This is a genomic window from Serratia sp. CY33525 (assembly GCF_052169115.1).
Taxonomy (GTDB): Bacteria; Pseudomonadota; Gammaproteobacteria; order Enterobacterales; family Enterobacteriaceae; genus Serratia; species Serratia sarumanii.
Map to the genome: position 1 here is coordinate 707,631 of NZ_JBJNLK010000002.1, position 20,517 is coordinate 728,147.

Sequence of the window (20,517 nt, forward strand, 5' to 3'; positions counted from 1 at the left end):
GCCCTCTCGGGTTTCTCAGGTCTTGGCGCGGTCAATTGCGCAAGCGTGGCGCCTGTAGCTGGTGACGGATGGATTCCGCCAGTTCATCCAGCGATGGTTGCTCGGGGTGTGCCTCCTGGGCTTCGCTATCCAGCTGCGCTTCCGCCAGATAGGTGTGTACCGGTTGGCCTTCCTCGTCTTCCATCACCACGTGGTACCAAGGGGCTGAACGCAGTTCATCGTTCGCCGCTATTTCGTCAGCTTTGGGTTGTTCCAAAGAGTATTCCGGGTCGATATCGATCACGACGCCCAAATACCCCAGCAGTTTATGCCTAACCTGTTGTCCGATACCGAATTTGCTGGCAATCATGATGACCTCCTGAGAAACAATGCCTTGCTCATATATGGGGGCAGGGCAGCGCATTTCAAGTTACATCACCCGACAAGCGAATCCTTTCAGATACAGCCCCTCAGGGTATGTGGCGATCACCGGGTGATCGGCAGCCTGTCGGAACTGCTCTATAAATTGTACATCACGTCCGGCATCTACAGCGGCGTCGGCCAAAATTTTCTGGAACAGGTCGGTCGGCATCAGGCCGGAGCAGGAGAAGCTGAGCAGAATGCCGCCCGGATTCAGCAGCTGCAGCGCCAGCATGTTGATGTCTTTGTAGCCGCGGCAGGCGCTGGCCAACTGATTCTTGTTCTCGACGAATTTCGGCGGATCCATGATGATCAGATCGAATTTTTCGCCTTGAGTGCGGTAGTTGCGCAGCAGCTGGAACACGTCATCGCGAACGAACTCCGCTTTGTTCAGATCCAGCTTGTTGAGCTCGACGTTCTGTTTGGCGATATCCAGCGCCGCCTGCGAGGTATCCACGCTGATCACCTGCGCGCAACCGCCCATCAAAGCGGAAACGGCGAAGGCGCCGGTGTAGGAGAAGCAGTTCAGCACCCGACGGCCGGCGGAGTAATTGCGCGCCGCCAGGCGGCTGTCGCGCTGGTCGAGGTAGAAACCAGTTTTGTGCCCCTGCTGAATGTCCACCAGCAGCTTCATGCCGTGTTCGGTGATCGGCAGCAGTTCCGGCGGCAGATCGCCCAGCACCGGGCCCTGCGCCAGCGGCAGGCCTTCTTTTTTACGTACCGCAACGTCGGAGCGATCGTAGATCGAACATTCCGGGTAACAATGCTGCAGGGCGGAAAGCAGGGCCGGGCGCTGGTATTCGGCACCGGCGGACAGCAGCTGCAGCACCAGGAAATTCTGGAAGCGATCGATAGTGATGCCCGGCAGGCCGTCGGACTCGCCGGCGATCAGGCGGTATCCGTCCAGACCGTCGCGCTGTGCGACCCAATCGCGCCAGCTTTGCGCTTGCTGCAGGCGGCGAATGAAGAAATCGATGTTAATCTCTTCATCTTGCTGGAAGGTCCAGACGCGTGCGCGGATCTGCGACTCGGGCGAATAGGCGCCGCGTGCCAGCCACTTACCCTGGCTGTCGAGGATGTCGATGGTTTCACCGGAGTGGGCTTTGCCCTCAACGCGTTGAACGGCGCCGGAGAACACCCAAGGGTGGCGACGGAGTAAGGACTTTTCACGTCCTTTGGCGAGAAACAGGCGTACGGTCATAATTAAGAATGCTGCCAGCTAGGATAGAAAGAGTGACACGGCGGTGCAAAGGCACGGCAATGCCATAACGAAAACTGAATAAGGGGGCGATTATGACACAAGTTTGCATTGCTGCGTATGTGTATGGCGTGGTGCAGGGGGTTGGGTTTCGCTATTCCACCCAGCGGCAGGCCGAGGCGTTGGGGGTGACAGGCTATGCGCGCAATCTCGATGACGGCAGTGTTCAGGTGGTGGCCTGCGGCACACAGGCGCAGGTGGACAAGCTGCTGGAGTGGTTGAAACAGGGCGGCCCGCGCAGCGCGCGCGTCGAACGCGTGCTGGTGGAGCCGCAGGGCCTGGCTGATTACAGCGGGTTTGGCATTCGTTATTAAACGCTCGCCTGCAGCGGCGCTGCGGGCAGAGCGGTCAAATGCATTTTACCGGTTTCGGCAATCCGGCGATTTTGGTGGCTTGTTTGGCCGGCCCTTTCGGGAACAGGCGATACAGATAGCGGCTGTTGCCTTTTTCTTCGCCGTATTTCTGCGCCATCGCTTTGACCAGCATGCGGATAGCCGGTGAGGTATTAAATTCCTGATAGAAGTCGCGCACGAAGCGCACCACTTCCCAGTGTGCTTCGGTGAGCACGATCTCTTCCTGCGCGGCCAGCAGCGGCGCCAGCCCTTCATGCCAGTCGGCGCTGTTTTTCAGATACCCCTGCGCGTCAGTGTCGATAACCTGACCTTCAAACTCCAACATACTGCCTCGATAACGGATAATTCGGAACGGCCGCCAGTTTAGCAAATTTTTTCAGCCGCAAAAAACAAAGCCCCGCCGGAGCGGGGCCTGGAAAGCTGGTGTAACGTGCGATCAGTTGCTGCGGGCGAAGCCCAGAATGCTCAACAAGCTGATGAACATGTTGTAGAGCGACACGTACAGGCTAACGGTGGCGCGAATGTAGTTGGTCTCGCCGCCGTGAATGATGTTGCTGGTTTCCCACAGGATCGCGCCGGCGGAGAACAGGATGAACAGCGCGCTGATGGCCAGGTGCAGGGCAGGGATCTGCAGGAACAGGTTGGCGATCACCGCCACCAGCAGTACCACAAAACCTGCCATCATCATGCCGGACAGGAATGACATGTCTTTACGGGTGGTCAGCACATACGCCGAGCAGCAGAAGAACACCGCTGCGGTGCCGCCCAGCGCCAGCATGATCAGATCGCCCGCGCCGGCGTTCAGGAACGAGCTGAGAATGGGGCCGAGGGCATACCCCATGAAACCGGTCAGCGCAAACGCCGCCAGAATGCCTGCCGGGCTGTTGGCCAGTTTATGGGTCAGGAACATCAGGCCGTAGAAGCCAACCAGCATCAGCAGCAAGCCCGGTGCCGGCAGCCCCAGCATCGTGCTGGCGGTCGCGGTCAGCGCCGAGAAAGCCAGCGTCAGGGATAACAGGAAATAGGTGTTGCGCAGGACTTTATGCGTGCTGAGCAGCGAGTCGCGCGAAGAAGATGAGACGACAATGCGGTCCATAATGCTCTCTCTTATCAAGCCATCACAAAATAATCCCGATGATAGGCAGCGCAAGCGCTTGATTAAAGTTTGTTTACCAATCTTTACCCTTAGTTATCATTGTTGCAACAGCAGGGAGGAGCGGACGCGCGTTTGTTCGCCGTTTGCTGCGTCTTCGCCGATTTTTCGCGCGGTTGAACGCGCCCGGGCTTTACAAGCGAATGAGGTCTGTTTATAGTGCGCGTCGTTGCGGAGGGGTGGCCGAGTGGCTGAAGGCAACGGTCTTGAAAACCGTCGACGGGAAACCGTTCCAGAGTTCGAATCTCTGCTCCTCCGCCATACATTCTCACCCCGTGCTCACTGAGCACGGGGTTTTTGTTTTTGCGTGCGCAGAAACCGAGGCGCTTTTGCAGGAAACGCGATCGGCTATTGATAAGGGCCACGCATCGGTGAGATTATGCGGTCATCAAGGTTGGCTGCTCGGATGCCTGCTGCTGTCAGGCACCGCCGGGGTGATAAACAACGCTGCCTTATCGATTTCGCTTAATGCTCTTATGGAGACAGAGATGAACTGGTATCAAGTCGCCCTATGGACCATGATCTTTCTGAAGTCCGGCGCTTTCCTGGTATTCGTGTGGTGGTGGATGTTCAAACGCGCGACCAAACCTTATGTGCGCCCGCAAGACGTCGTGGTGGACGATACGCCGTATGATGAGAACCTCACCATGGAAGAGGTGATGAAAAACCATGGCATCGTCCGTACGGATATGTCGGTAAAATAGCCCTTCCTCCCCAATCGGTATCTGGGGCGTGTTTGCCATAAGCGCGCCCCATTGCGATCCTTCGCTGTCTCTCTATGGCATTCTGTTCTCAGGTTAACGGCATAGCGTTACCGGGAAAAGCACGCCATGAACGATGTACGCATCTTGCCGAGCTTTACGCATCGAAAAAACGCCGTTCTTAATGCCGAGAGAGATCATGGGGATTTCCTGGGTCAGCTCATCCGGCGCGTTGTCGTCGGGCGTTTTACTGATTTCTCGGTGGGTGGTCATGTAAAACCCGTGATCTAACCTCTTTATATCAAAGTTTATTTTCCTATCCAGGCTGTAGGTTTTTCCTCTCACGGTGATGTCCCCACGCTGCACGATCATGGCATGATGTTCGTCATAGATGAATAAACTACCCGTCACTTTTAATTCCAGGTCATCGCCTGAAGCTAATCGTTTTTTAGTGATCGTATCGGCCTGGCAATTCATATGCACAGGCGCGGCGGGGGTTAAAATGCGAAACAGCACAATGAAGAGAATCACTGCCAAAAATCCGATAGTCAGCATTTTGGGGTTGAGCAATGCGGCCATTTATTTTCCGTTGAGAATTTTGTAGGTAACACACTGGGTATATCGATCTTGTGAGCCGAGATAACACACACCGAGGAAGGTGTTATAAGTCAACGTGTGTTTTACGGAGGAAAAATAGATGTCCGCTTTACTGGCTATACAATCCACACCGCTATCTTCTAGCGCCTGGTTGACCATGCGCTTTTCCAGTTCGTCATCAATATGCTTGTCTGCATCCAGAGAATACAAGGTGCAGCGGTCTTTTTTCCCTAACGAGATTAAATTTTCTCTGGGTTGATCAGGCGGTTCAACAGGATAGAACGCCGCGACGAACAACAGCGGAATAAATGCGCCGCAGATAGCGGCAATAGCGCGAATATTTACCTGTTTCTGCGGCGGCGTGTTATGTGATTCGGCAACCGACGGGAAAGACGAAAGCGGCACTGAGGCGGAATAAGGGGGAGTTTCGTTAACGGTTGCCTGCGGTGATGGGTAAATATCAATCATGGCGGTAAAGCAAAAACCGACTTTCGCCAGGGTCTTTATCGGCGAGGTTTCTCTCCCCAGCAGTTTGAACGCTTTCCTTATTTCACTGACGGCTACATTGAGGCTGATCGATGAGCCTGAAAAACCATACTCTTCCCATACCTTTTTTATCAATACCTCACGTTTCAATGGGATATTCGGATGAGTCAGCATTTCAATTAACAGGCGCGAGGCCGGATTGGATATCCGTATCGATGACTCATCGTTATCAATGAGTTGGAGACGACACGCATTTGCGTCATAGATTACGCAGAGGTCGATAATATATTTCATGTATTCAGGTTTTTATAATGGTATAGGCTTCCAGGTCGCGGCTAGTATTTAGTGAAACGTCGGTCAGGTCAAGGTTCTGGGAGGGAAACATAAATAATTCAGGGTGTTTTTTATTTCTTCGACGAACAGAATGCATGGTGCATTGCTCTTTTTATTATGCTTAACAGAGTTAAATTCTGAAAAAATCTAATTTATTAGATTATAATAATTAAAATTTGCGTTAATAAAAATAATGTTCCTGTTGTTAATGATTTGATGCAGAATTATCTTAATGTTTTACGGCGCCTGCTTATGTGCCGGGCGCTTATTGATGGCTCCCAAACGGCAATGCGATTTTTCCAAGAAAACGGCAGGTATTTAGTGCAAGGCATCGCCGTTTTCTTTAGCCATGGATGGAGGAAGTATGCTCAGTATCGGTATCGTATCTGAAAACATCTTTTTCAGAGAGGCGATGAAAAGGATATTGGCGCCAAGGATTTTTCATAAGGATCACGTTATTGCTTACTACGACGATCTGCCTTTGGCCATGGGGCGAAATTGCCAGGATATTCTGATCGTCGATGATGCGATAAAAAGCCTGTTGCGTTTCAGCATGGCGGCAGCGTTATTGTCTGCTATTCATGGCGTGAAAATTTTTTTGACGACAGAAGAGAAGCGTCGTCTGTTATTTCTTTCTGTCACGCGTGATGTGGTGGTGCTCGATAAAAGAGTGCGAGTTCCCGACATGAATAAGGAATTGTCTTTGCTGCTGGCTAATATTTCGCAGCATTCTGCATTAAATGGAAACGTTGAGGGTGGGGCGGCCCGCAATACGAAAAGTTGCCTGACTGAAAGTGAAGTGAAAACGCTTCATTTGCTTTCTTTCGGCTATACGGTGACCCAGGTATCCCGAATGCTTGATAAAAGCGTAAAAACGGTCAGCACGCAGAAATGCAGTGCATTACGCAAAATGGGATTGAAGAATCGGGTGCACAATTTATTGGACATTTCATCCGGTTTCTCGGCGGTTATCTAGGAGTTCGTTATTTTGTCGCTTTTATTATCGGCTGATGAATAACGCTATGGCTTGATTTTATAAAAACAGGAATGTGTTCACCCTTTTGCCTCTGTATTACGGGGAGGGATTGTTTCATCCCGCCAGCAGCGGCTGCTTTTTATTTATTCTCTCAAACCAAACTGTTATGGAGTTTTATCTCATGATGAAGAAGATGCTTTCTGTTGCAATCATGGCGGCCGCGGTCGCTGCGCCTGTGGCTTTTGCTGAAGACAATTCCGCCGGTGGCGTGATTAACTTTACCGGCGCCATTACCGACACCACCTGTACGATTAACGGCGGCAAGAGCGCGGATTTCACCGTAGCACTGAGCCCGATCTCGGTGACCGACGCGGGTAACACCGTCGGGCCAATCACCAAGAACAAGAAGTCCTTCTCGTTGACCTTCTCCGGCTGTTCGCCGGCGGCCGGTACCGCAGGCACCCCGCTGAAAATCTACTTCTCCTCCGCGGATAACATCTCCACCGACGGCAAATATTTGCTGAACAACTCGGTCAACGAGAACGACGCTTCCGTCGCGAAGAACGTAGGCTTCTCTCTGGCGGAAACCGGTTCTTCCACCCCGATCCAGCTGAACGTGCCTTATGTCACCGACATCATGGGCGACAAAGAGGCGCCGGATTCAGAAACCCTGACGCTGGACGCGTACTACTACAAAACCAACGCCGAAGCGGCAAAAGTGGGCGCTCTGAGCTCCAACGTGACTTACACCATTTCTTACCTGTAATCGCGCTGACAGCCAGGCCCTTGATAGGGCCTGGCCACCCGGGGGAACGATGAAAAAATACATGATGATAGCGGCGCTGTTGCTGGGTTCCGTTGGCGCGCAGGCCAATGTGGTGGTTAACGGCACGCGGGTGATCTACCCGGCAAACAACAAGGACGTGATTGTCCAATTGCTGAATAACGGTACCGACCCCTCGCTGGTTCAGGCCTGGATCGACGACGGCGATATCAATTCCACCCCGGAAACCGCCAATGTGCCGTTTTTGCTGTCGCCGCCGGTGGTGAAAGTGAACGGCAACAGCGGGCAGCAACTGCGTATTCAGAAAGTTGGCGCCGCGTTGGCGGCGGATCGTGAATCGGTGTTCTACCTCAACGTGCTGGATATCCCGCCGACGCCGGAAAACCTGCAGGGCACCAATACGCTGCAGCTGGCGATCAAGTCGCGCATCAAACTGTTCTACCGCCCGCAGGCGTTAACCCGCGGCGTGGAAAATGCGTTGGAAGAACTGACGCTGCAAGCCAATGGCAAAGGCTTCAACGTCATCAATAAAAGCCCGTATTTCATTACGGTAGCGAATATAGGCCAGGGTGCGGACAAGCATCTGCTGGTTGATTCGCTGATGGTCGCGCCGTTTTCCACCCAGTTTGCCGCCAGCAAACGAGCGGTTAGCAAAAACGCCCGTTATGACCTGATGTATATCGACGATCTGGGGGCTTACAAGTCTAAAGCCATCACCGCACACTAACCTGAAAGAACAACAATGAAGCTGAATAAAAAAGTCCTCTCGCTGCTGACCGCCTCTTCATTCTTGTTGCCGGATACGGCCTGGACGGTGACGTTCGATACGTCGCTGTTGGCCGGCGAATCGCGCGATTCCGATCTCTCGCGTTTTTACCTCAATAATGACATGCCTGCCGGCCGGCAGGAGATCGATGTGTATGTCAACCATGACTGGAAAGGGCGCTATGCGCTGCTGTTTGGCACCCAACGCGACGATATCCAAATCGACTACCAGGATGCGCAGCGGCTGGGCATCGATCTGAGTCAATTGCCGACGCCTCAGGCGCCCCAGACGACGCTGTCGATCGCCACGCTGGTGCAGGGCGGCCGGTTCGATATGGACGTCGGCGCGCTGAGCCTGCGGCTGACGGTGCCGCAGGCGCGGGTCAACCGATCGGAGGCGGGATACGTGGATCCGGCCTTCTGGAATCGCGGCATCTCCGCATTGACGCTGGCCTACAACGCGACGTACTACCACGCCGAGGCGCGCGGCGACGGCAATCGCAGCAACAACGACGATTTTTATACCGGGCTGGAATCCGGGATCAATCTGGCCGGTTGGCAATTTCGCGACAGCAGCAGCTTTCGCCACGGCAGCGGGCGGGGGAGCCACTGGCAGAATAACACGCGCTATCTGCAGCGCGGCTTCGCCGACATCAAATCCAACCTGACCGCCGGCGATTTTTATTCGCCGGGGGATCTGTTCGACTCGGTGCGCATCCGCGGGGTGGCGCTGGCGTCGGACATCAGCATGCGCCCCAACTCGCAGCAGGGCTTTTCACCGATCGTGCGGGGCGTGGCGCAAACCAACGCCCTGGTGAAAGTGGTGCAGAACGGCAACGTGATCTACCAGGAAAACGTGCCGCCGGGCGCCTTTACCCTCGACAGCATTCAGCCGACCGGCTCGGCGGGCGATCTGTGGGTAACGGTCAAAGAGGCGGATGGGCGTGAACAGTCGTTCAGCGTGCCGTTTTCCGCCGTACCCAACATGTTGAAACAGGGCGTCAGCCAATACAGCGTGCTGGCCGGCAAGGTGAACGAAAGCAATACCGATTACGATCCCGGCTTTGTGCAGGGCACCCTGCAGTACGGTTTCAACAACCTGGTAACCGGCTATGCCGGCAGCATTTTGAGCGACGACTATCAGGCCTGGCTGCTCGGCAGCGGCTGGAACCTGCCGATAGGGGCGGTGTCCATCGACCTGACGCATGCCGATACCCGCCTGAAAAACCGCCGTGAAAGCGGGCAGAGCTTCCGTATCGCCTACAGTAAATTTCTCGATGCCACCGCGACCAACTTCACGCTGGCGGCCTACCGTTACTCCACCCGCGGTTACTACAGCTTTACCGACGCCATTTACTCTAATGACGGTTACCGCCAGCTGGAACGGCAGTTTGACCGCTGGCGCGACGAGGAGGGTTTGTCCGAACTGGATATGAACACCTGGGATGCGCTACGGTCCGCCCGGCCGAAAAATACCTTTACGCTTAACCTGAACCAGCGTCTTAACGAAGGGTGGGGCACGCTGTTCTTCTCCGGCTCCCAGCGCGATTACTGGACGGCCAACGCGAAAAGCCGCGAATACCAGCTGGGGTACTCCAACAATCTGGGGCGCGTCAGCTACTCCGTTTCCGCCAGCCGGGTGCGCAACAGCCAGCGTGAGGAAGAGACGCGTTATTACCTGTCGTTCAGCCTGCCGCTGTCGGTGTTCGACAACAACGCCTACCTCAGCACCGGCCTGTCGGCGACGGACTCTCACTATCAGCAAAGCACGGTCAGCCTGAGCGGCAACGCGCTGGAGTCCAACCGTCTGAGCTACTCGTTGAACGGCAGCAATCGCAGCGGCGGCGACAACATGGCCGGCGTCAATGCGGCCTACCGCACCCGTGTCTCGACGCTTGGCGTCTCCTACAGCGAAGGCAACGATTATCGCCAGAGTGGCCTCAGCGCGCGCGGCAGCCTGGTGGCGATCCCCTGGCATGTGCTGGCGTCGAACGAAATCGGCAACACCATGACGGTGGTCGAGGCGCCGCAGGCCGAAGGGCTGATGGTCAACGGTGATGAAAGCATCGTGACCAACGCCCAGGGCCTGGCGCTGGTGCCCTATGCCACGCCATACCGGCAAAACTCGGTCACGCTGTCGGATACCGGCCACAGCAGCGGGGCGGAAATCAGCGGCAACGTCGCCAACCACGTGCCTTACTACGGCGCGGTCAGCTACCTGAAATTCGAAACCGATCAACGTCAGCCATTCCAGCTGCGGGCGCAGCGCGCCGATGGTGCACCGCTGCCGTTCGGCGCCGAAGTGCTGGATGAAAACGGCCGGTCGATAGGCTTTGTCGGCCAGGCCAGCGTGCTGTACCTGCGCGTCGAACAGCCGCCAACGGCGTTGACGGTGCAACTGCGCGACGGCCGTTGCCGCATCGCCAAACCGACTCTGGCGCTCGACGCGTCGCCCGGCGTTTGCCGCTAATACAGGATAACCGAACCTATGATCAGGCTGATTTTTTTGCTGCTGCTGTCCGGACTGTTCAGCGGCTATAGCTATGCCACCTGTTTTGGCAAAGGGATCTCATTTGCACCGGCTTTGAATGTCGATCTCTCCGATAAGCTGAATGCCAACACCCCGGTGTGGGAGGAGCAATACAGCACCCAATATGTCGGCACTTTCGACTGCAGTTCTTCAAAGAGCAAATTTACCTATACGCTCAAGCTGTCGCCCGATAATAAGAATGCGGCTATTTTTGGTTTTAACAACGGCACGCAGTGGATACGCGCGCAAATCGTCAATAAGATTGGCGATCGTGAACTGTCAAAGCGCGGCGAACATTCCGCCGCCGAGTTAAATACGCCGATGACCGTGCGCTACTCATTAGAATCGAAGCCCAAAAATGGCCGTGTGGTGCCGGGGGATACGCTGATGCTGGATGACGCGCTGATGGTCTCGGACATTACCGGCATAAAGATATGGGAATTGCCGATTTGGCTGTTGCAGCAAGTCGGGAAAATACTCAGTTGGCTCCTGACCGGCAACTGGCCTTATGACGAACGCGATATGTATGGCCAGCCGATGAACATCAAATACGCGCCCAAAACCACCACCTGCCGTTTCGACAACGCCGGCCTGACGGTCAGATTGCCGAAAATGGGCGTGGCGCAGGTGCTGAATAACAACCAACCCGGCTACACGCCGTTCTCGCTGAACATCAGCTGCCAGAACATGCAGCAGGAAGGTATCGCCGATCGTACCGTCGAGATGTTCCTGTCCAGCAATAACCTGCTGGCCTCCGACGCCAGCGTGCTGACCAATGCCAACGCGAGCGGCGCGCAAGGGGTGGGGCTGCGCCTGGTCAAACGCGATATGCCGAGCTCGCCGGTGATACTGTCGCCCTCCAATGTCGATCGCGGCAGCGCCACCTCATTGTTTCACGTCGCCGCCGGCGGCAGCCTGAACAGTCACTTTATCATCGGCATGGGCGCTTATTATTACCCTTATCAGCGCGATGGCGTGACGCAGGGTGAAATCAACACCTCGGCCACGCTGAACATTATTTATCCCTGATGAATGGGTGGGTGCAAAAAAACCGGCAGCCGCCGCTGCCGGGGTTGGTTATTGATAAGTCATCGCGCTGGCGTGCAGCTTGTTATTGCCTACGATCGCGATGATTTTGTAGTAACGGGCGCCAGCCTTGGCGGTTTTGTCCGCCAACATCTTTTCCGCATCGCTCAGATTCGCGGCACCGCTAACGGTAATCACCTGGCGCGGCGTCAGGGCGTCCGCCTGTTGACTATTGATTTGCGTTGCCGCGACTGTTGCGCCTGAAAAGACAAAAGCCCCTAGCAGCATCGTTTTCAACATGACGTTCTTCATGATGTTCTCCCCAAGCGCAATACGCTTGTTCTTTGCTATGGTTGAATCTTTTTGTTTCGTTATGCTAAAGGATAAGCAGCGAGGTGTCGGCGCGGTAGTGCCTGAAAGCGTAATGCATCGTTTCCAAACTGGAAACGATAAGGAGGGGGCATGCAGGATTTGAACGATCTTCAACTGTTTGCTTTGGTGGTGCGACATGGTGGTTTCGCCGCAGCCGAGCGGGCGAGCGGCGAAGCCAAATCCAAACTCAGCAAACGCGTGGCTCGTCTGGAGGCGAGTTACGGTGCGCGGTTAATCGAACGTTCGACGCGCAGTTTCCGCGTCACGGATATTGGCCGCGATGTGTATCGGCAGTGTGAGGCGATTATCGAGCGGTTGGAGGCGACCGATGCCATTGTCGCCCGTGCGCGCGACGAAGTGAGCGGCTGCCTGCGCATCAGTTCGCCGCCCGGTTTGATGCAGTATTATAATTCCCATCTGCTGTTGGGGTTTATGGCGCGTTACCCGGACGTGCGCGTACAACTGTTGATCCATGAGCGCCATGTGGATCTGATCAACGAAAAGATCGATGTGGCGTTTCGCATTACGAGTCATTTCGACCAGGATCAATCATTGATAAAGCGCGATCTTGGCGTACGGCAACGCATTTTGGTCGCCGGCGCGCAGCTGGTGGAGAAAGCCGGCGGCTTGCCGCAGTCGTTCGAACAGCTGGCCAGCTTGCCGACGTTGTCGATGGGGGAGTGGCTGGATCGCGATCGATGGGAATTCGAGGATAATGCAGGCAATCAACGTACTTTCGTTCACGTCCCCCGGCTGTGTTGCGGGGATTACAGCACGTTGCATAGTGCGGCGATTGCCGGGATGGGCGTCGCGTTTTTGCCGATCCATTTGTGTGCCAACGAATTGCGAACGGGTCAACTGCTGCGTCTGCTGCCACAGTGGCGTGCGCCGAGCAGCATTGTTCATCTGGTGTTCACCAGCGGCAAAGGCCTGTTGCCGCCGGTGCGGGCGTTTATCGATCACAGCGTCGCGGTATTCGCCGAAGCCAATCGCCGCCTCTCGATGATGCCGGTTGCCTAGCCGCCTGTCACTGCCCATCCGGGTGTTCGAAAATATGCGCGCCGGCTCCTTGCCGGCCCAATATATCGTTCGGGTTGCGCAGCGGGCAGTCGGCGAGCGACAGGCAGCCGCAGCCGATGCAGCTATCGAGATGGTCGCGCAGCACCGTCAGCCGTTGAATACGCTCATCCAGCGTTTTGCGCCAGGCGGAGGACAGCACTCCCCATTGTTCTGAGGTCAGCTTGCTGCCGATGGGGAAACGGCTCAGCGCGGCGCGGATCTCTTCCAGCGGAATGCCCGCGCGCTGTGCGATCTTGATCACCGCGATATAGCGCAATACCACCGACGGATAACGCCGCTGATTGCCGGCGTTGCGCGTCGCCTGAATCAGCCCTTTACTCTCGTAGAAGTGCAGCGCGGATATCGCCACGCCGCTGCGTTTCGCCACTTCCCCGACGGTCAATAGCCGATTGGCGTCAATCGGTTCATTTCTTGCCATTTTATCTTCCTCAACTTGACCTCAAGTTAACCTGAGGTTTTATAGTTCAGCCTGCCGGGCTTGGCAACCGGCATCTCTCGAGACCTGCCCCCGTCTTATTGGGGAGAAGGATGGCTTTGGCTGTAAAATCAGGAAGAAACCGTTATGCAACGCTTTATCAACACCGCTCTGGACAGTTATTGGCTTTGGCTGCTCGCACGTCTGTGCTTGATGGTGATTTTCATCTCGTCGGGGCTCGCCAAGCTGTTCGACATCGAAGGGAGCCTGGCGGAGATGCGCGCCGCCGGTTTGCATCCGGCCTGGCTGTTCAACCTGGCGTCGGCGGCGGTGCTGCTGACAGGTTCGGTATTGATCCTGCTGAACCGGTGGGTGTGGCTGGGCGCCGGCATGCTGTCGGTGTTTCTGATCCTGACTATCGCGATCGTCCACACCTTCTGGAATATGTCCGCTCCCAATATGCAGATTTCTCTCTACTTCGCGCTGGAACACATCACGGTGATCGGCGGGCTGTGGGTGACGGCCATCGCCAGCCGTTTGCGTCAACGTCTGGCCAACACGCGTGAGGCTGCATGATGAAACGATATCTCATTATCGCGGCGCTGCTGGCGGTACTCGTCGTCGCTGCGGTAGCGATGCGTTCCACCGCGCGGCAAAGCGAAGGCGCACCGGCCTATCCGCCGGTGAAAGTGGCGCTGGCGCCCGCACTGCGTGAACAGGCGGCGCGCAGCTACGCCGGCGTGGGCGAGCTGGAGGCGGCCAGCCAGGTGGAGGTGGCGGCGGAAACCAGCGGCCGCATCACGCGCATCCTGTTCGAATCTGGCCAAACGGTGCGGCAGGGGCAGTTGCTGGTGCAGCTCAACGATGCGGTCGAACAGGCTGAGCTGGTGCGTCTGCAGGCGCAATTGCGCAACGCCGATCTGCTGCTGGGGCGCATGCGAAAACTGATGAACCTCAATGCCACTGCGCGGCAACAGTTGGACGATGCGCTGGCCGAGCGGGATATGGCGCTTGGCGCGGTGCGGGAAACGCAGGCCAAAATTGCGCAGAAGGCGATCCGCGCGCCGTTTTCCGGCGTCATCGGCATTCGCCGCGTGCATGAAGGGCAATATCTTAACGCCGCCGAGGCGGTGGCGAACCTGGTGGACGCCGATACGCTGCGCGTCAACTTTTCGCTGGACGAACAAAGCAGCGCCGGGTTGGCGCCAGGCCAGGCGGTGTCGGTGCAGGTTGGGGCGTATCCCGATCGCGCTTTCCCCGCCGTCATTACCGCTATCGACCCGATGATCGGCAAATCCCGCACCGTGCAGGTGCAGGCGACGTTGACCAACCGTGAGGGATTGCTGAAGGCCGGCATGTACGCCGGCATTCGCGTCACGCAGCAGCAGCGCGTGGCGGTGCTGACGGTGCCGGAAACGGCGCTGACCTATACCGCGTACGGCGATACCGTGTTTCTGGCCCAGCAGGGTGAAAAGGGCATGACGGTCAAGCGCGTTTCGGTCACCGTGGGTGAGCGCAACGACGGGCGCGTCGAGATCGTCAATGGCCTGCAGGAAGGCGATCGGGTGGTGACTTCGGGCCAGCTCAAGCTGAGCGACGGCATGGCGGCCGAGCCGGTGGCGCAGGATACCCTGAACGCCGCCCAGGCCGGTTCCTGAGGAGAGACCGATGACATTTACCGATCTGTTCGTGCGCCGGCCGGTGCTGGCGCTGGTGGTCAGCACCCTGATCCTGCTGTTCGGCGCGCTGGCGCTCAGCAAGTTGCCGATCCGCCAATACCCGCTGCTGGAAAACTCGACCATCACCATCAGCACTGAATATCCCGGCGCGTCGTCCGAGCTGATGCAGGGCTTTGTCACGCAGCCGATCGCCCAGGCGGTGTCCTCTGTCGAGGGCGTTGACTACCTTTCTTCCTCTTCGGTGCAGGGGCGCAGCGTGGTGACGGTGCGCATGGCGCTGAACCGCGACTCCACCCAGGCGCTGACCGAAGTGATGGCCAAGGTCAATCAGGTGCGCTACAAGCTGCCGGAGCAGGCTTACGATCCGGTGATTGAACGTTCCGCCGGTGAGGCCACCGCCGTGGCCTATGTCGGCTTTTCCAGTAAAACGCTGTCCACGCCGGCGCTGAGCGAATACCTGACGCGGGTGGTGGAGCCGATGTTCACCACCATCGACGGCGTCGCCAAGGTGGAAGTGTTCGGCGGGCAAAAAATGGCGATGCGCCTGTGGCTGGACAGCGATCGGCTGGCCGGCCGCGGCCTGACTGCCGCCGACGTGGCCGACGCGGTGCGGCGCAACAACTACCAGGCGGCGCCGGGCAAGGTGAAAGGGCAGTATGTGGTTGCCAACGTGCGGGTGAATACCGATCTCACCAGCGTTGAGGAATTTCGCAATCTGGTGGTGCGCAACGACGGCAATGGCCTGGTGCGTTTAAAAGACGTCGGCACCGTGGAGCTGGGCGCCGCGGCCACGGAAACCAGCGCCCTGATGGATGGCGAACCGGCGGTGTTCCTCGGCGTCTTCCCTACGCCGACCGGCAACCCGCTGGTGATCGTCGACGGCATTCGTCACCTGATGCCGGCGATCGACAAGATGCAGCCGCCGGGCGTGAAGATGGCGCTGGCGTTCGAAACCGCGCGCTTTATTCAGGCCTCGATCGATGAAGTGGTGCATACCCTGCTTGAAGCGCTGGTGATCGTGGTGGCGGTGATCTACCTGTGTCTGGGGTCGCTGCGCACCGTGTTGATCCCGGTGGTGACCATTCCGCTGTCGATCCTTGGCGCTGCCGGGCTGATGTTGGCCTTCGGCTTCAGCGTCAATTTGCTGACGCTGTTGGCGATGGTCCTGGCGATCGGCCTGGTGGTGGACGACGCCATCGTGGTGGTGGAGAACGTGCATCGTCATATCGAAGAGGGGAAAACGCCGCTGGCGGCGGCGATGATCGGCGCGCGCGAGGTGGCGGGGCCGGTGATCGCCATGACCCTGACGCTGGCGGCGGTCTATGCGCCGATCGGCCTGATGGGCGGGCTGACCGGCGCGCTGTTTCGCGAGTTTGCGTTGACGCTGGCCGGGGCGGTAGTGGTGTCCGGCGTGGTGGCGCTGACGCTGTCGCCGGTGATGAGCTCGCTCCTGCTGCCGGCCAAACAGAGCGAAGGGCGCGTGGCGCACGCCGCCGAGTGGTTCTTCGGCGGTCTGACGCGGCGCTATGCGCGCGCGCTGGATTTTTCGTTGCGCCACCGTTGGTTGACCGGCGCGCTGGCGTTGCTGGTGATGATCAGCCTGCCGCTATTGTACCTGATGCCGCAGCGCGAGCTGGCGCCGACCGAGGATCAGGCCATCGTACTGACCGCCATCAAGGCGCCGCAGCACGCCAACCTGAACTATGTCGAACGCTTTGCCTACAAGCTGGACGAGGTTTACAACCGCATGCCGGAAACCGAAAGCCGCTGGATCATCAACGGCAGCGACGGCACGGCGTCCGGCATCGGCGGCATCAACCTGACGCTGTGGCAGGCGCGCCAGCGCTCGGCGTCGGCGGTGCAGGCCGATCTGCAGCGGGCGGTGAATGACGTCGAAGGCACCAGCATTTTCGCCTTCCAGCTGCCCGCCTTGCCGGGCTCCACCGGCGGGCTGCCGGTGCAGATGGTGCTGCGCACGCCGCAGGACTACCCGCAGCTGTATCGCACCCTGGAAGAGGTGAAGCAGAACGCCAGAAACAGCGGCCTGTTTATGGTGGTGGACAGCGATCTGGACTACAACAACCCGCTGGCGGAGGTGCATATCGATCGCGCCAAGGCCAACAGTCTGGGGATCCGCATGAGCGACATCGGCGAATCGCTGGCGGTGCTGGTGGGGGAAAACTACCTCAACCGCTTCGGCATGGACGGCCGCGCCTATGACGTGATCCCGCAGAGCCTGCGCGAACAGCGGCTGACGCCGCAGGCGCTGGCGCGACAGTACGTCCGCACGCAGGACAATACGCTGGTGCCGCTCTCCACTGTGGTGTCGGTGGCCGTTAAGGTCGAGCCGAACAAGCTGATCCAGTTCAACCAGCAGAACGCCGCCACCCTGCAGGCCATTCCCGCGCCCGGCGTTTCGATGGGCGAAGCGGTGGCCTTCCTCGAACGGCAGGCCAATGCGCTGCCGGCCGAGTTTAGCCACGACTGGCAGGGGGATTCGCGCCAATATACCCAGGAAGGCAGCGCGCTGGCATTCGCGTTCCTGGCGGCGTTGGTGATCATCTATCTGGTGCTGGCGGCGCAGTACGAGAGCCTGAAAGATCCGCTGATCATCCTCATCACCGTGCCGCTGTCGATCTGCGGCGCCTTGCTGCCGCTGGCGCTGGGCTACGCCACGATGAACATCTATACCCAGGTCGGGCTGGTGACCCTGATCGGGCTGATCAGCAAGCACGGCATTTTGATGGTGGAGTTCGCCAACGAGTTGCAGATGCATCAGGGGCTGACGCGCCGCGTCGCGATTTTGCAGGCGGCGCAAATTCGCCTGCGGCCGGTGTTGATGACCACCGGGGCGATGGTGTTCGGCTTGATTCCGCTGCTGTTCGCCAGCGGCGCCGGCGCCGCCAGCCGCTTCGGCCTGGGGCTGGTGATCGTATCCGGCATGCTGGTGGGCACGCTGTTCACCCTGTTTGTGTTGCCGACGGTGTATACGCTGCTGGCGCGCGATCACGCGGTGGCGTCGCCCCGGCAGCGTGAACTGGCCGCGGCGCAAAAGGCGCTGGCGGAATAAACCGCCGGCGCCCGTATGAAAAATAAACACGCCTTGGCGGGTTTTTTCGTCAGTTTTTGCAGCCCATCAATTCCGGCAGGACGCCGGGCTTGCTCTTCAGCGAGGCCTGCACGTCGTCCGGCAGACCGGCCCAGATGATCAGACCGGTGCGTTTCTCGATCTCGTCCACCGTCACGCGGAATTGGCAAAAATCGGCACCCTTCGGCGTGTTCTGATCGAACAGGAAAGCGGCATAGTGGTTCACCGCCGGGCTGTTGTTGATGAAAATCACTTTCCAGTAGGCGCTGGGGATGGTGTGCGCTTTCTGGGTGCCCGGCAGTTTGCCCATATCGCGCTCATACAGCGGCCCGGTCACGGTATAGACCGAGGAAATATCGGCGCGATCGATCAGCTTGCGTTCCTGATCTTCCAGCCGCGCCCAGGCGCCCTGGTTCAGATCGGACTTTTGCGGCGTGATGTTGGACAGGTAGTTCAGCGACTCCCAGTCGGAAACGCCCGCCAGCGAGGCCAGCGGCGCCTGATGACCGCGATCGACCTTCAACGCCGCATTGGCGCCGGTGTAATCGGCGGGCGCCAAAGTGTCCGCCGGGTTGAGCGCCGGATCGGTTTTCCAGTTGCGCGTCTTGCCGCTGGCCGGCGTGTCTTTGGTGATGTGATAGGCCACCCAGTTGGCGAACTTGGTGGTGCTGTTGTTGTTCAACGTATAAGCGTGACGCACGATCGATACGTTGCTGCTGCCGCCGGTCGGGCAGCCGACCGCGCAGTTGTCGATGGATTCGAGCGTGTCGGCCGACGCCTGCGCGGCGAACAGCAGGGCGGCCAGGGCCAACATCTTGTTGTTAAAACGCATATTCATATCCTCAATAAGTTAAAAAATACTGTATATATTTACAGTGAATTAAACTTATCGCAGTGAAACGAATACAACAATGCAACACATTCATGTTGTGAATGTGTCGGCGTTGACAGAGCGGAACGGCGCCCTGTACGCCGCTCGGACTATCAAAAACGCCAAAACGCGCGTGAACAGAGGATCAACATCGGATAGATCTCAAGGCGGCCGAGCAGCATGGCGGCGCACATCAGCCATTTCGCCGCGTCGTTCAGCGTGCCGAAACCGGCGGCGGTTTCTCCGTACCCCAGCCCCATATTGTTGATGCAGGCGGCGACGGTGGCGAAAGCGGTGACCAGATCATAGCCCATCAAGTTCAGCAGCCAGATAAACAGACAGGTGAACAGCACGTAAAGGAAGAAGAAGCTCCAGACGGAGCGCAGCGTCCGATCCTGGATCGGCGCATTGCCGACCTTGATGGTGTACATGGCGTTGGGATGCACCAGCTGGTTGATCTCGAGCCGGCTTTGTTTGTACATGATCAGAAAGCGCAGCGCTTTAATGCCGCCGCAGGTGGAGCCGACGCAGCCGCCGAAGAAACTCGCCGCCAGCAGCAGCATGATGGTGTGGGACGGGATCCGGGTGTAATCGGCGATGGCCAGACCGTTGTCGGTCATCATCGAACTGGTGAGGAAAAAGCCGTGCACGAAGGCGTCTTTGACGCCGTACATGCCCGAGCGGTACAGCTCGATACACACGATCGCCACGACGATGGCCAGAATCAACAGGAAAAAGCGCAGCTCGGGGCTGCGGTACAGCGGTTTCAGGCTGCGACGGCCGACGGCAATGAAATAGAGCGTGAAGTTCACCGCCGCCAGAATAGAGAAAATGCCGCCGACCATTTCCACCGCCGAACTGTCGTAGTACCCCAGGCTTTCGTTACGGGTGGAAAATCCGCCGAGCGACACGGTGGAAATGCCGTGGCACAGCGCATCGAACCACGGCATGCCCGCCAGACGAAAGGCGACGGTACAGGCCAACCCCAGCCCAAGGTAGATCAACCACAGGTTTTTCGAGGTATCGGCCAGGCGTGGCGTCAGGCGTTCCTCCTTGAACGGGCCGGGCATTTCCGACTGGTAAAGTTTGGCGCCGCCGATGCCCAGCAGCGGCAGCACGGCCACGGCCAACACGATAACCCCGAGGCCGCCGATAAAATTGAGCTGGGAGCGGTAATAGAGGAACGATTTGGGCACGTTCGAGACGTCATTCAGCACCGAGGCGCCGGTGGTGGTGATGCCGGAGACTCCCTCAAACATCGCGTCGACCAGCCGGACGTTCAGCGTGTCATCCAGCCACAGCGGCAGGGCGCTGATCGCGGAAAACAGCAGCCAAAACATCACGATGATCAGAAAACCGTCCTGGGTGCGCAGCTGCACTTTCGACTGCCGGGTGCTGAACCAGCCCAATCCGCCGAGCGTGGCGGCCACCACTAGGGTATAGAAAAATGAGAAGGCGCTTTTTTCTTTATACAACAGCCCCATCAGCAGGGGCGGGATCATTGAAAGGCTGTAAAGAAGGACCAAAAAGCTGCAAAGATGAATAACGACCAGGATCTGTTTGGTTCTGACCATACTGTTGCTCGGAATGCCTGCCGACAATGCGTCAATTTATTGAAGTGTATCAAGCATAAAGCAGGCGATATAAAAAT

The 20,517-nt window shown here is 57.7% G+C and carries 21 protein-coding genes and 1 tRNA gene; 12 read left to right on the plus strand and 10 right to left on the minus strand.

The window, feature by feature from the left end; genetic code table 11:
• Nucleotides 1-31 precede the first annotated feature (31 nt).
• Complete coding sequence (gene hspQ, locus ACJ8IM_RS08275; protein ID WP_033637900.1) at nucleotides 32-349, minus strand: heat shock protein HspQ; 318 nt, start codon at nucleotides 347-349, stop codon at nucleotides 32-34.
• Between the two features lie 60 nt (nucleotides 350-409).
• Complete coding sequence (rlmI, locus tag ACJ8IM_RS08280; RefSeq protein ID WP_074027574.1) at nucleotides 410-1,600, minus strand: 23S rRNA (cytosine(1962)-C(5))-methyltransferase RlmI; 1,191 nt, start codon at nucleotides 1,598-1,600, stop codon at nucleotides 410-412.
• A gap of 92 nt (nucleotides 1,601-1,692) precedes the next feature.
• Here rlmI and yccX point away from each other — a divergent pair, with 92 nt between their 5' ends.
• On the plus strand, nucleotides 1,693-1,971 hold the full coding sequence (yccX, locus tag ACJ8IM_RS08285; protein WP_033646563.1) for an acylphosphatase: 279 nt from the start codon (nucleotides 1,693-1,695) through the stop codon (nucleotides 1,969-1,971).
• A gap of 34 nt (nucleotides 1,972-2,005) precedes the next feature.
• On the opposite strand, the gene tusE is transcribed toward yccX, so the two are convergent.
• A complete protein-coding gene (gene tusE, locus ACJ8IM_RS08290) occupies nucleotides 2,006-2,335 on the minus strand; it encodes a sulfurtransferase TusE (RefSeq protein WP_004928095.1) in 330 nt (109 codons plus the stop codon).
• A gap of 111 nt (nucleotides 2,336-2,446) precedes the next feature.
• Nucleotides 2,447-3,106, minus strand: a complete 660-nt coding sequence (gene yccA / locus ACJ8IM_RS08295; RefSeq protein ID WP_004928091.1) for an FtsH protease modulator YccA — start codon at nucleotides 3,104-3,106, stop codon at nucleotides 2,447-2,449.
• 230 nt (nucleotides 3,107-3,336) lie between these two features.
• Between yccA and ACJ8IM_RS08300 the strand changes: the two genes are divergently transcribed.
• Both ACJ8IM_RS08300 and ACJ8IM_RS08305 read left to right on the plus strand, forming a co-directional pair.
• Nucleotides 3,337-3,424 (plus strand) — tRNA-Ser (locus ACJ8IM_RS08300).
• A gap of 227 nt (nucleotides 3,425-3,651) precedes the next feature.
• Nucleotides 3,652-3,867, plus strand: a complete 216-nt coding sequence (locus ACJ8IM_RS08305; protein ID WP_016928277.1) for a hypothetical protein — start codon at nucleotides 3,652-3,654, stop codon at nucleotides 3,865-3,867.
• A 93-nt stretch (nucleotides 3,868-3,960) separates the two neighbouring features.
• Here ACJ8IM_RS08305 and ACJ8IM_RS08310 read toward each other — a convergent pair whose 3' ends face one another.
• Nucleotides 3,961-4,443 carry a hypothetical protein gene (locus ACJ8IM_RS08310; RefSeq protein WP_033654214.1) on the minus strand — a complete coding sequence of 161 codons (483 nt, stop codon included), beginning with the start codon at nucleotides 4,441-4,443 and terminating at the stop codon, nucleotides 3,961-3,963.
• Complete coding sequence (locus ACJ8IM_RS08315; RefSeq protein ID WP_060420519.1) at nucleotides 4,444-5,241, minus strand: winged helix-turn-helix domain-containing protein; 798 nt, start codon at nucleotides 5,239-5,241, stop codon at nucleotides 4,444-4,446.
• Between the two features lie 403 nt (nucleotides 5,242-5,644).
• Between ACJ8IM_RS08315 and ACJ8IM_RS08320 the strand changes: the two genes are divergently transcribed.
• The 5 genes from ACJ8IM_RS08320 (at nucleotide 5,645) to ACJ8IM_RS08340 (ending at nucleotide 11,364) form a co-directional block, all read left to right on the plus strand.
• Complete coding sequence (locus ACJ8IM_RS08320; RefSeq protein ID WP_060420521.1) at nucleotides 5,645-6,256, plus strand: response regulator transcription factor; 612 nt, start codon at nucleotides 5,645-5,647, stop codon at nucleotides 6,254-6,256.
• A gap of 181 nt (nucleotides 6,257-6,437) precedes the next feature.
• Nucleotides 6,438-7,022 carry a fimbrial protein gene (locus tag ACJ8IM_RS08325; RefSeq protein WP_033637910.1) on the plus strand — a complete coding sequence of 195 codons (585 nt, stop codon included), beginning with the start codon at nucleotides 6,438-6,440 and terminating at the stop codon, nucleotides 7,020-7,022.
• Nucleotides 7,023-7,071: 49 nt separating this feature from the next.
• Nucleotides 7,072-7,767, plus strand: a complete 696-nt coding sequence (locus ACJ8IM_RS08330; protein ID WP_033637911.1) for a fimbrial biogenesis chaperone — start codon at nucleotides 7,072-7,074, stop codon at nucleotides 7,765-7,767.
• 15 nt (nucleotides 7,768-7,782) lie between these two features.
• Nucleotides 7,783-10,275, plus strand: a complete 2,493-nt coding sequence (locus tag ACJ8IM_RS08335) for a fimbria/pilus outer membrane usher protein (protein ID WP_060420523.1) — start codon at nucleotides 7,783-7,785, stop codon at nucleotides 10,273-10,275.
• Nucleotides 10,276-10,293: 18 nt separating this feature from the next.
• Complete coding sequence (locus tag ACJ8IM_RS08340) at nucleotides 10,294-11,364, plus strand: fimbrial protein (protein WP_033654211.1); 1,071 nt, start codon at nucleotides 10,294-10,296, stop codon at nucleotides 11,362-11,364.
• A gap of 48 nt (nucleotides 11,365-11,412) precedes the next feature.
• Here the strand turns inward: ACJ8IM_RS08340 and ACJ8IM_RS08345 are convergent, their stop codons facing one another.
• A complete protein-coding gene (locus ACJ8IM_RS08345; protein ID WP_033637916.1) occupies nucleotides 11,413-11,673 on the minus strand; it encodes a DUF1471 domain-containing protein in 261 nt (86 codons plus the stop codon).
• Nucleotides 11,674-11,823: 150 nt separating this feature from the next.
• Here ACJ8IM_RS08345 and ACJ8IM_RS08350 point away from each other — a divergent pair, with 150 nt between their 5' ends.
• Entirely contained in the window at nucleotides 11,824-12,753 is a 930-nt protein-coding gene (locus ACJ8IM_RS08350; protein WP_033646557.1) for a LysR substrate-binding domain-containing protein, read from the plus strand.
• 7 nt (nucleotides 12,754-12,760) lie between these two features.
• Here the strand turns inward: ACJ8IM_RS08350 and soxR are convergent, their stop codons facing one another.
• Nucleotides 12,761-13,231 (minus strand): redox-sensitive transcriptional activator SoxR, encoded by a 471-nt coding sequence (soxR, locus tag ACJ8IM_RS08355; RefSeq protein ID WP_033637918.1) that lies wholly within the window; start codon nucleotides 13,229-13,231, stop codon nucleotides 12,761-12,763.
• A gap of 144 nt (nucleotides 13,232-13,375) precedes the next feature.
• Here soxR and ACJ8IM_RS08360 point away from each other — a divergent pair, with 144 nt between their 5' ends.
• Genes ACJ8IM_RS08360 through ACJ8IM_RS08370 form a run of 3 tightly spaced genes read left to right on the plus strand, consistent with a single transcriptional unit; the run spans nucleotide 13,376 to nucleotide 17,977 of the window.
• On the plus strand, nucleotides 13,376-13,804 hold the full coding sequence (locus ACJ8IM_RS08360; protein WP_033654208.1) for a DoxX family protein: 429 nt from the start codon (nucleotides 13,376-13,378) through the stop codon (nucleotides 13,802-13,804).
• On the plus strand, nucleotides 13,801-14,886 hold the full coding sequence (locus ACJ8IM_RS08365) for an efflux RND transporter periplasmic adaptor subunit (RefSeq protein ID WP_033646555.1): 1,086 nt from the start codon (nucleotides 13,801-13,803) through the stop codon (nucleotides 14,884-14,886). Before ACJ8IM_RS08360 ends, ACJ8IM_RS08365 begins: the two co-directional genes overlap by 4 nt.
• A gap of 10 nt (nucleotides 14,887-14,896) precedes the next feature.
• The gene (locus tag ACJ8IM_RS08370; protein WP_101455809.1) at nucleotides 14,897-17,977 is read left to right on the plus strand and encodes a MexW/MexI family multidrug efflux RND transporter permease subunit; all 3,081 of its coding nucleotides are present in this window, start codon (nucleotides 14,897-14,899) and stop codon (nucleotides 17,975-17,977) included.
• A 49-nt stretch (nucleotides 17,978-18,026) separates the two neighbouring features.
• Here ACJ8IM_RS08370 and ACJ8IM_RS08375 read toward each other — a convergent pair whose 3' ends face one another.
• Nucleotides 18,027-18,827 carry a DNA/RNA non-specific endonuclease gene (locus tag ACJ8IM_RS08375; protein WP_015377376.1) on the minus strand — a complete coding sequence of 267 codons (801 nt, stop codon included), beginning with the start codon at nucleotides 18,825-18,827 and terminating at the stop codon, nucleotides 18,027-18,029.
• Nucleotides 18,828-18,979: 152 nt separating this feature from the next.
• Nucleotides 18,980-20,440: a TrkH family potassium uptake protein gene (locus tag ACJ8IM_RS08380; RefSeq protein ID WP_033654205.1), complete on the minus strand. Its 1,461-nt coding sequence runs from the start codon at nucleotides 20,438-20,440 to the stop codon at nucleotides 18,980-18,982.
• Nucleotides 20,441-20,517: the final 77 nt, after the last annotated feature.

What these genes read in the sequence shown, in the direction of transcription:
- rlmI (WP_074027574.1), bottom strand. Translation starts at nt 1,600, where the DNA reads ATGACCGTACGCCTGTTTCTCGCCAAAGGACGTGAAAAGTCCTTACTC.
- tusE (WP_004928095.1), bottom strand. Translation starts at nt 2,335, where the DNA reads ATGTTGGAGTTTGAAGGTCAGGTTATCGACACTGACGCGCAGGGGTAT.
- yccX (WP_033646563.1), top strand. Translation starts at nt 1,693, where the DNA reads ATGACACAAGTTTGCATTGCTGCGTATGTGTATGGCGTGGTGCAGGGG.
- ACJ8IM_RS08315 (WP_060420519.1), bottom strand. Translation starts at nt 5,241, where the DNA reads ATGAAATATATTATCGACCTCTGCGTAATCTATGACGCAAATGCGTGT.
- ACJ8IM_RS08340 (WP_033654211.1), top strand. Translation starts at nt 10,294, where the DNA reads ATGATCAGGCTGATTTTTTTGCTGCTGCTGTCCGGACTGTTCAGCGGC.
- ACJ8IM_RS08310 (WP_033654214.1), bottom strand. Translation starts at nt 4,443, where the DNA reads ATGGCCGCATTGCTCAACCCCAAAATGCTGACTATCGGATTTTTGGCA.
- ACJ8IM_RS08330 (WP_033637911.1), top strand. Translation starts at nt 7,072, where the DNA reads ATGAAAAAATACATGATGATAGCGGCGCTGTTGCTGGGTTCCGTTGGC.
- soxR (WP_033637918.1), bottom strand. Translation starts at nt 13,231, where the DNA reads ATGGCAAGAAATGAACCGATTGACGCCAATCGGCTATTGACCGTCGGG.
- ACJ8IM_RS08325 (WP_033637910.1), top strand. Translation starts at nt 6,438, where the DNA reads ATGATGAAGAAGATGCTTTCTGTTGCAATCATGGCGGCCGCGGTCGCT.
- ACJ8IM_RS08370 (WP_101455809.1), top strand. Translation starts at nt 14,897, where the DNA reads ATGACATTTACCGATCTGTTCGTGCGCCGGCCGGTGCTGGCGCTGGTG.
- ACJ8IM_RS08365 (WP_033646555.1), top strand. Translation starts at nt 13,801, where the DNA reads ATGATGAAACGATATCTCATTATCGCGGCGCTGCTGGCGGTACTCGTC.
- hspQ (WP_033637900.1), bottom strand. Translation starts at nt 349, where the DNA reads ATGATTGCCAGCAAATTCGGTATCGGACAACAGGTTAGGCATAAACTG.
- ACJ8IM_RS08360 (WP_033654208.1), top strand. Translation starts at nt 13,376, where the DNA reads ATGCAACGCTTTATCAACACCGCTCTGGACAGTTATTGGCTTTGGCTG.
- ACJ8IM_RS08335 (WP_060420523.1), top strand. Translation starts at nt 7,783, where the DNA reads ATGAAGCTGAATAAAAAAGTCCTCTCGCTGCTGACCGCCTCTTCATTC.
- ACJ8IM_RS08375 (WP_015377376.1), bottom strand. Translation starts at nt 18,827, where the DNA reads ATGCGTTTTAACAACAAGATGTTGGCCCTGGCCGCCCTGCTGTTCGCC.
- ACJ8IM_RS08345 (WP_033637916.1), bottom strand. Translation starts at nt 11,673, where the DNA reads ATGAAGAACGTCATGTTGAAAACGATGCTGCTAGGGGCTTTTGTCTTT.
- ACJ8IM_RS08350 (WP_033646557.1), top strand. Translation starts at nt 11,824, where the DNA reads ATGCAGGATTTGAACGATCTTCAACTGTTTGCTTTGGTGGTGCGACAT.
- ACJ8IM_RS08320 (WP_060420521.1), top strand. Translation starts at nt 5,645, where the DNA reads ATGCTCAGTATCGGTATCGTATCTGAAAACATCTTTTTCAGAGAGGCG.
- ACJ8IM_RS08305 (WP_016928277.1), top strand. Translation starts at nt 3,652, where the DNA reads ATGAACTGGTATCAAGTCGCCCTATGGACCATGATCTTTCTGAAGTCC.
- yccA (WP_004928091.1), bottom strand. Translation starts at nt 3,106, where the DNA reads ATGGACCGCATTGTCGTCTCATCTTCTTCGCGCGACTCGCTGCTCAGC.
- ACJ8IM_RS08380 (WP_033654205.1), bottom strand. Translation starts at nt 20,440, where the DNA reads ATGGTCAGAACCAAACAGATCCTGGTCGTTATTCATCTTTGCAGCTTT.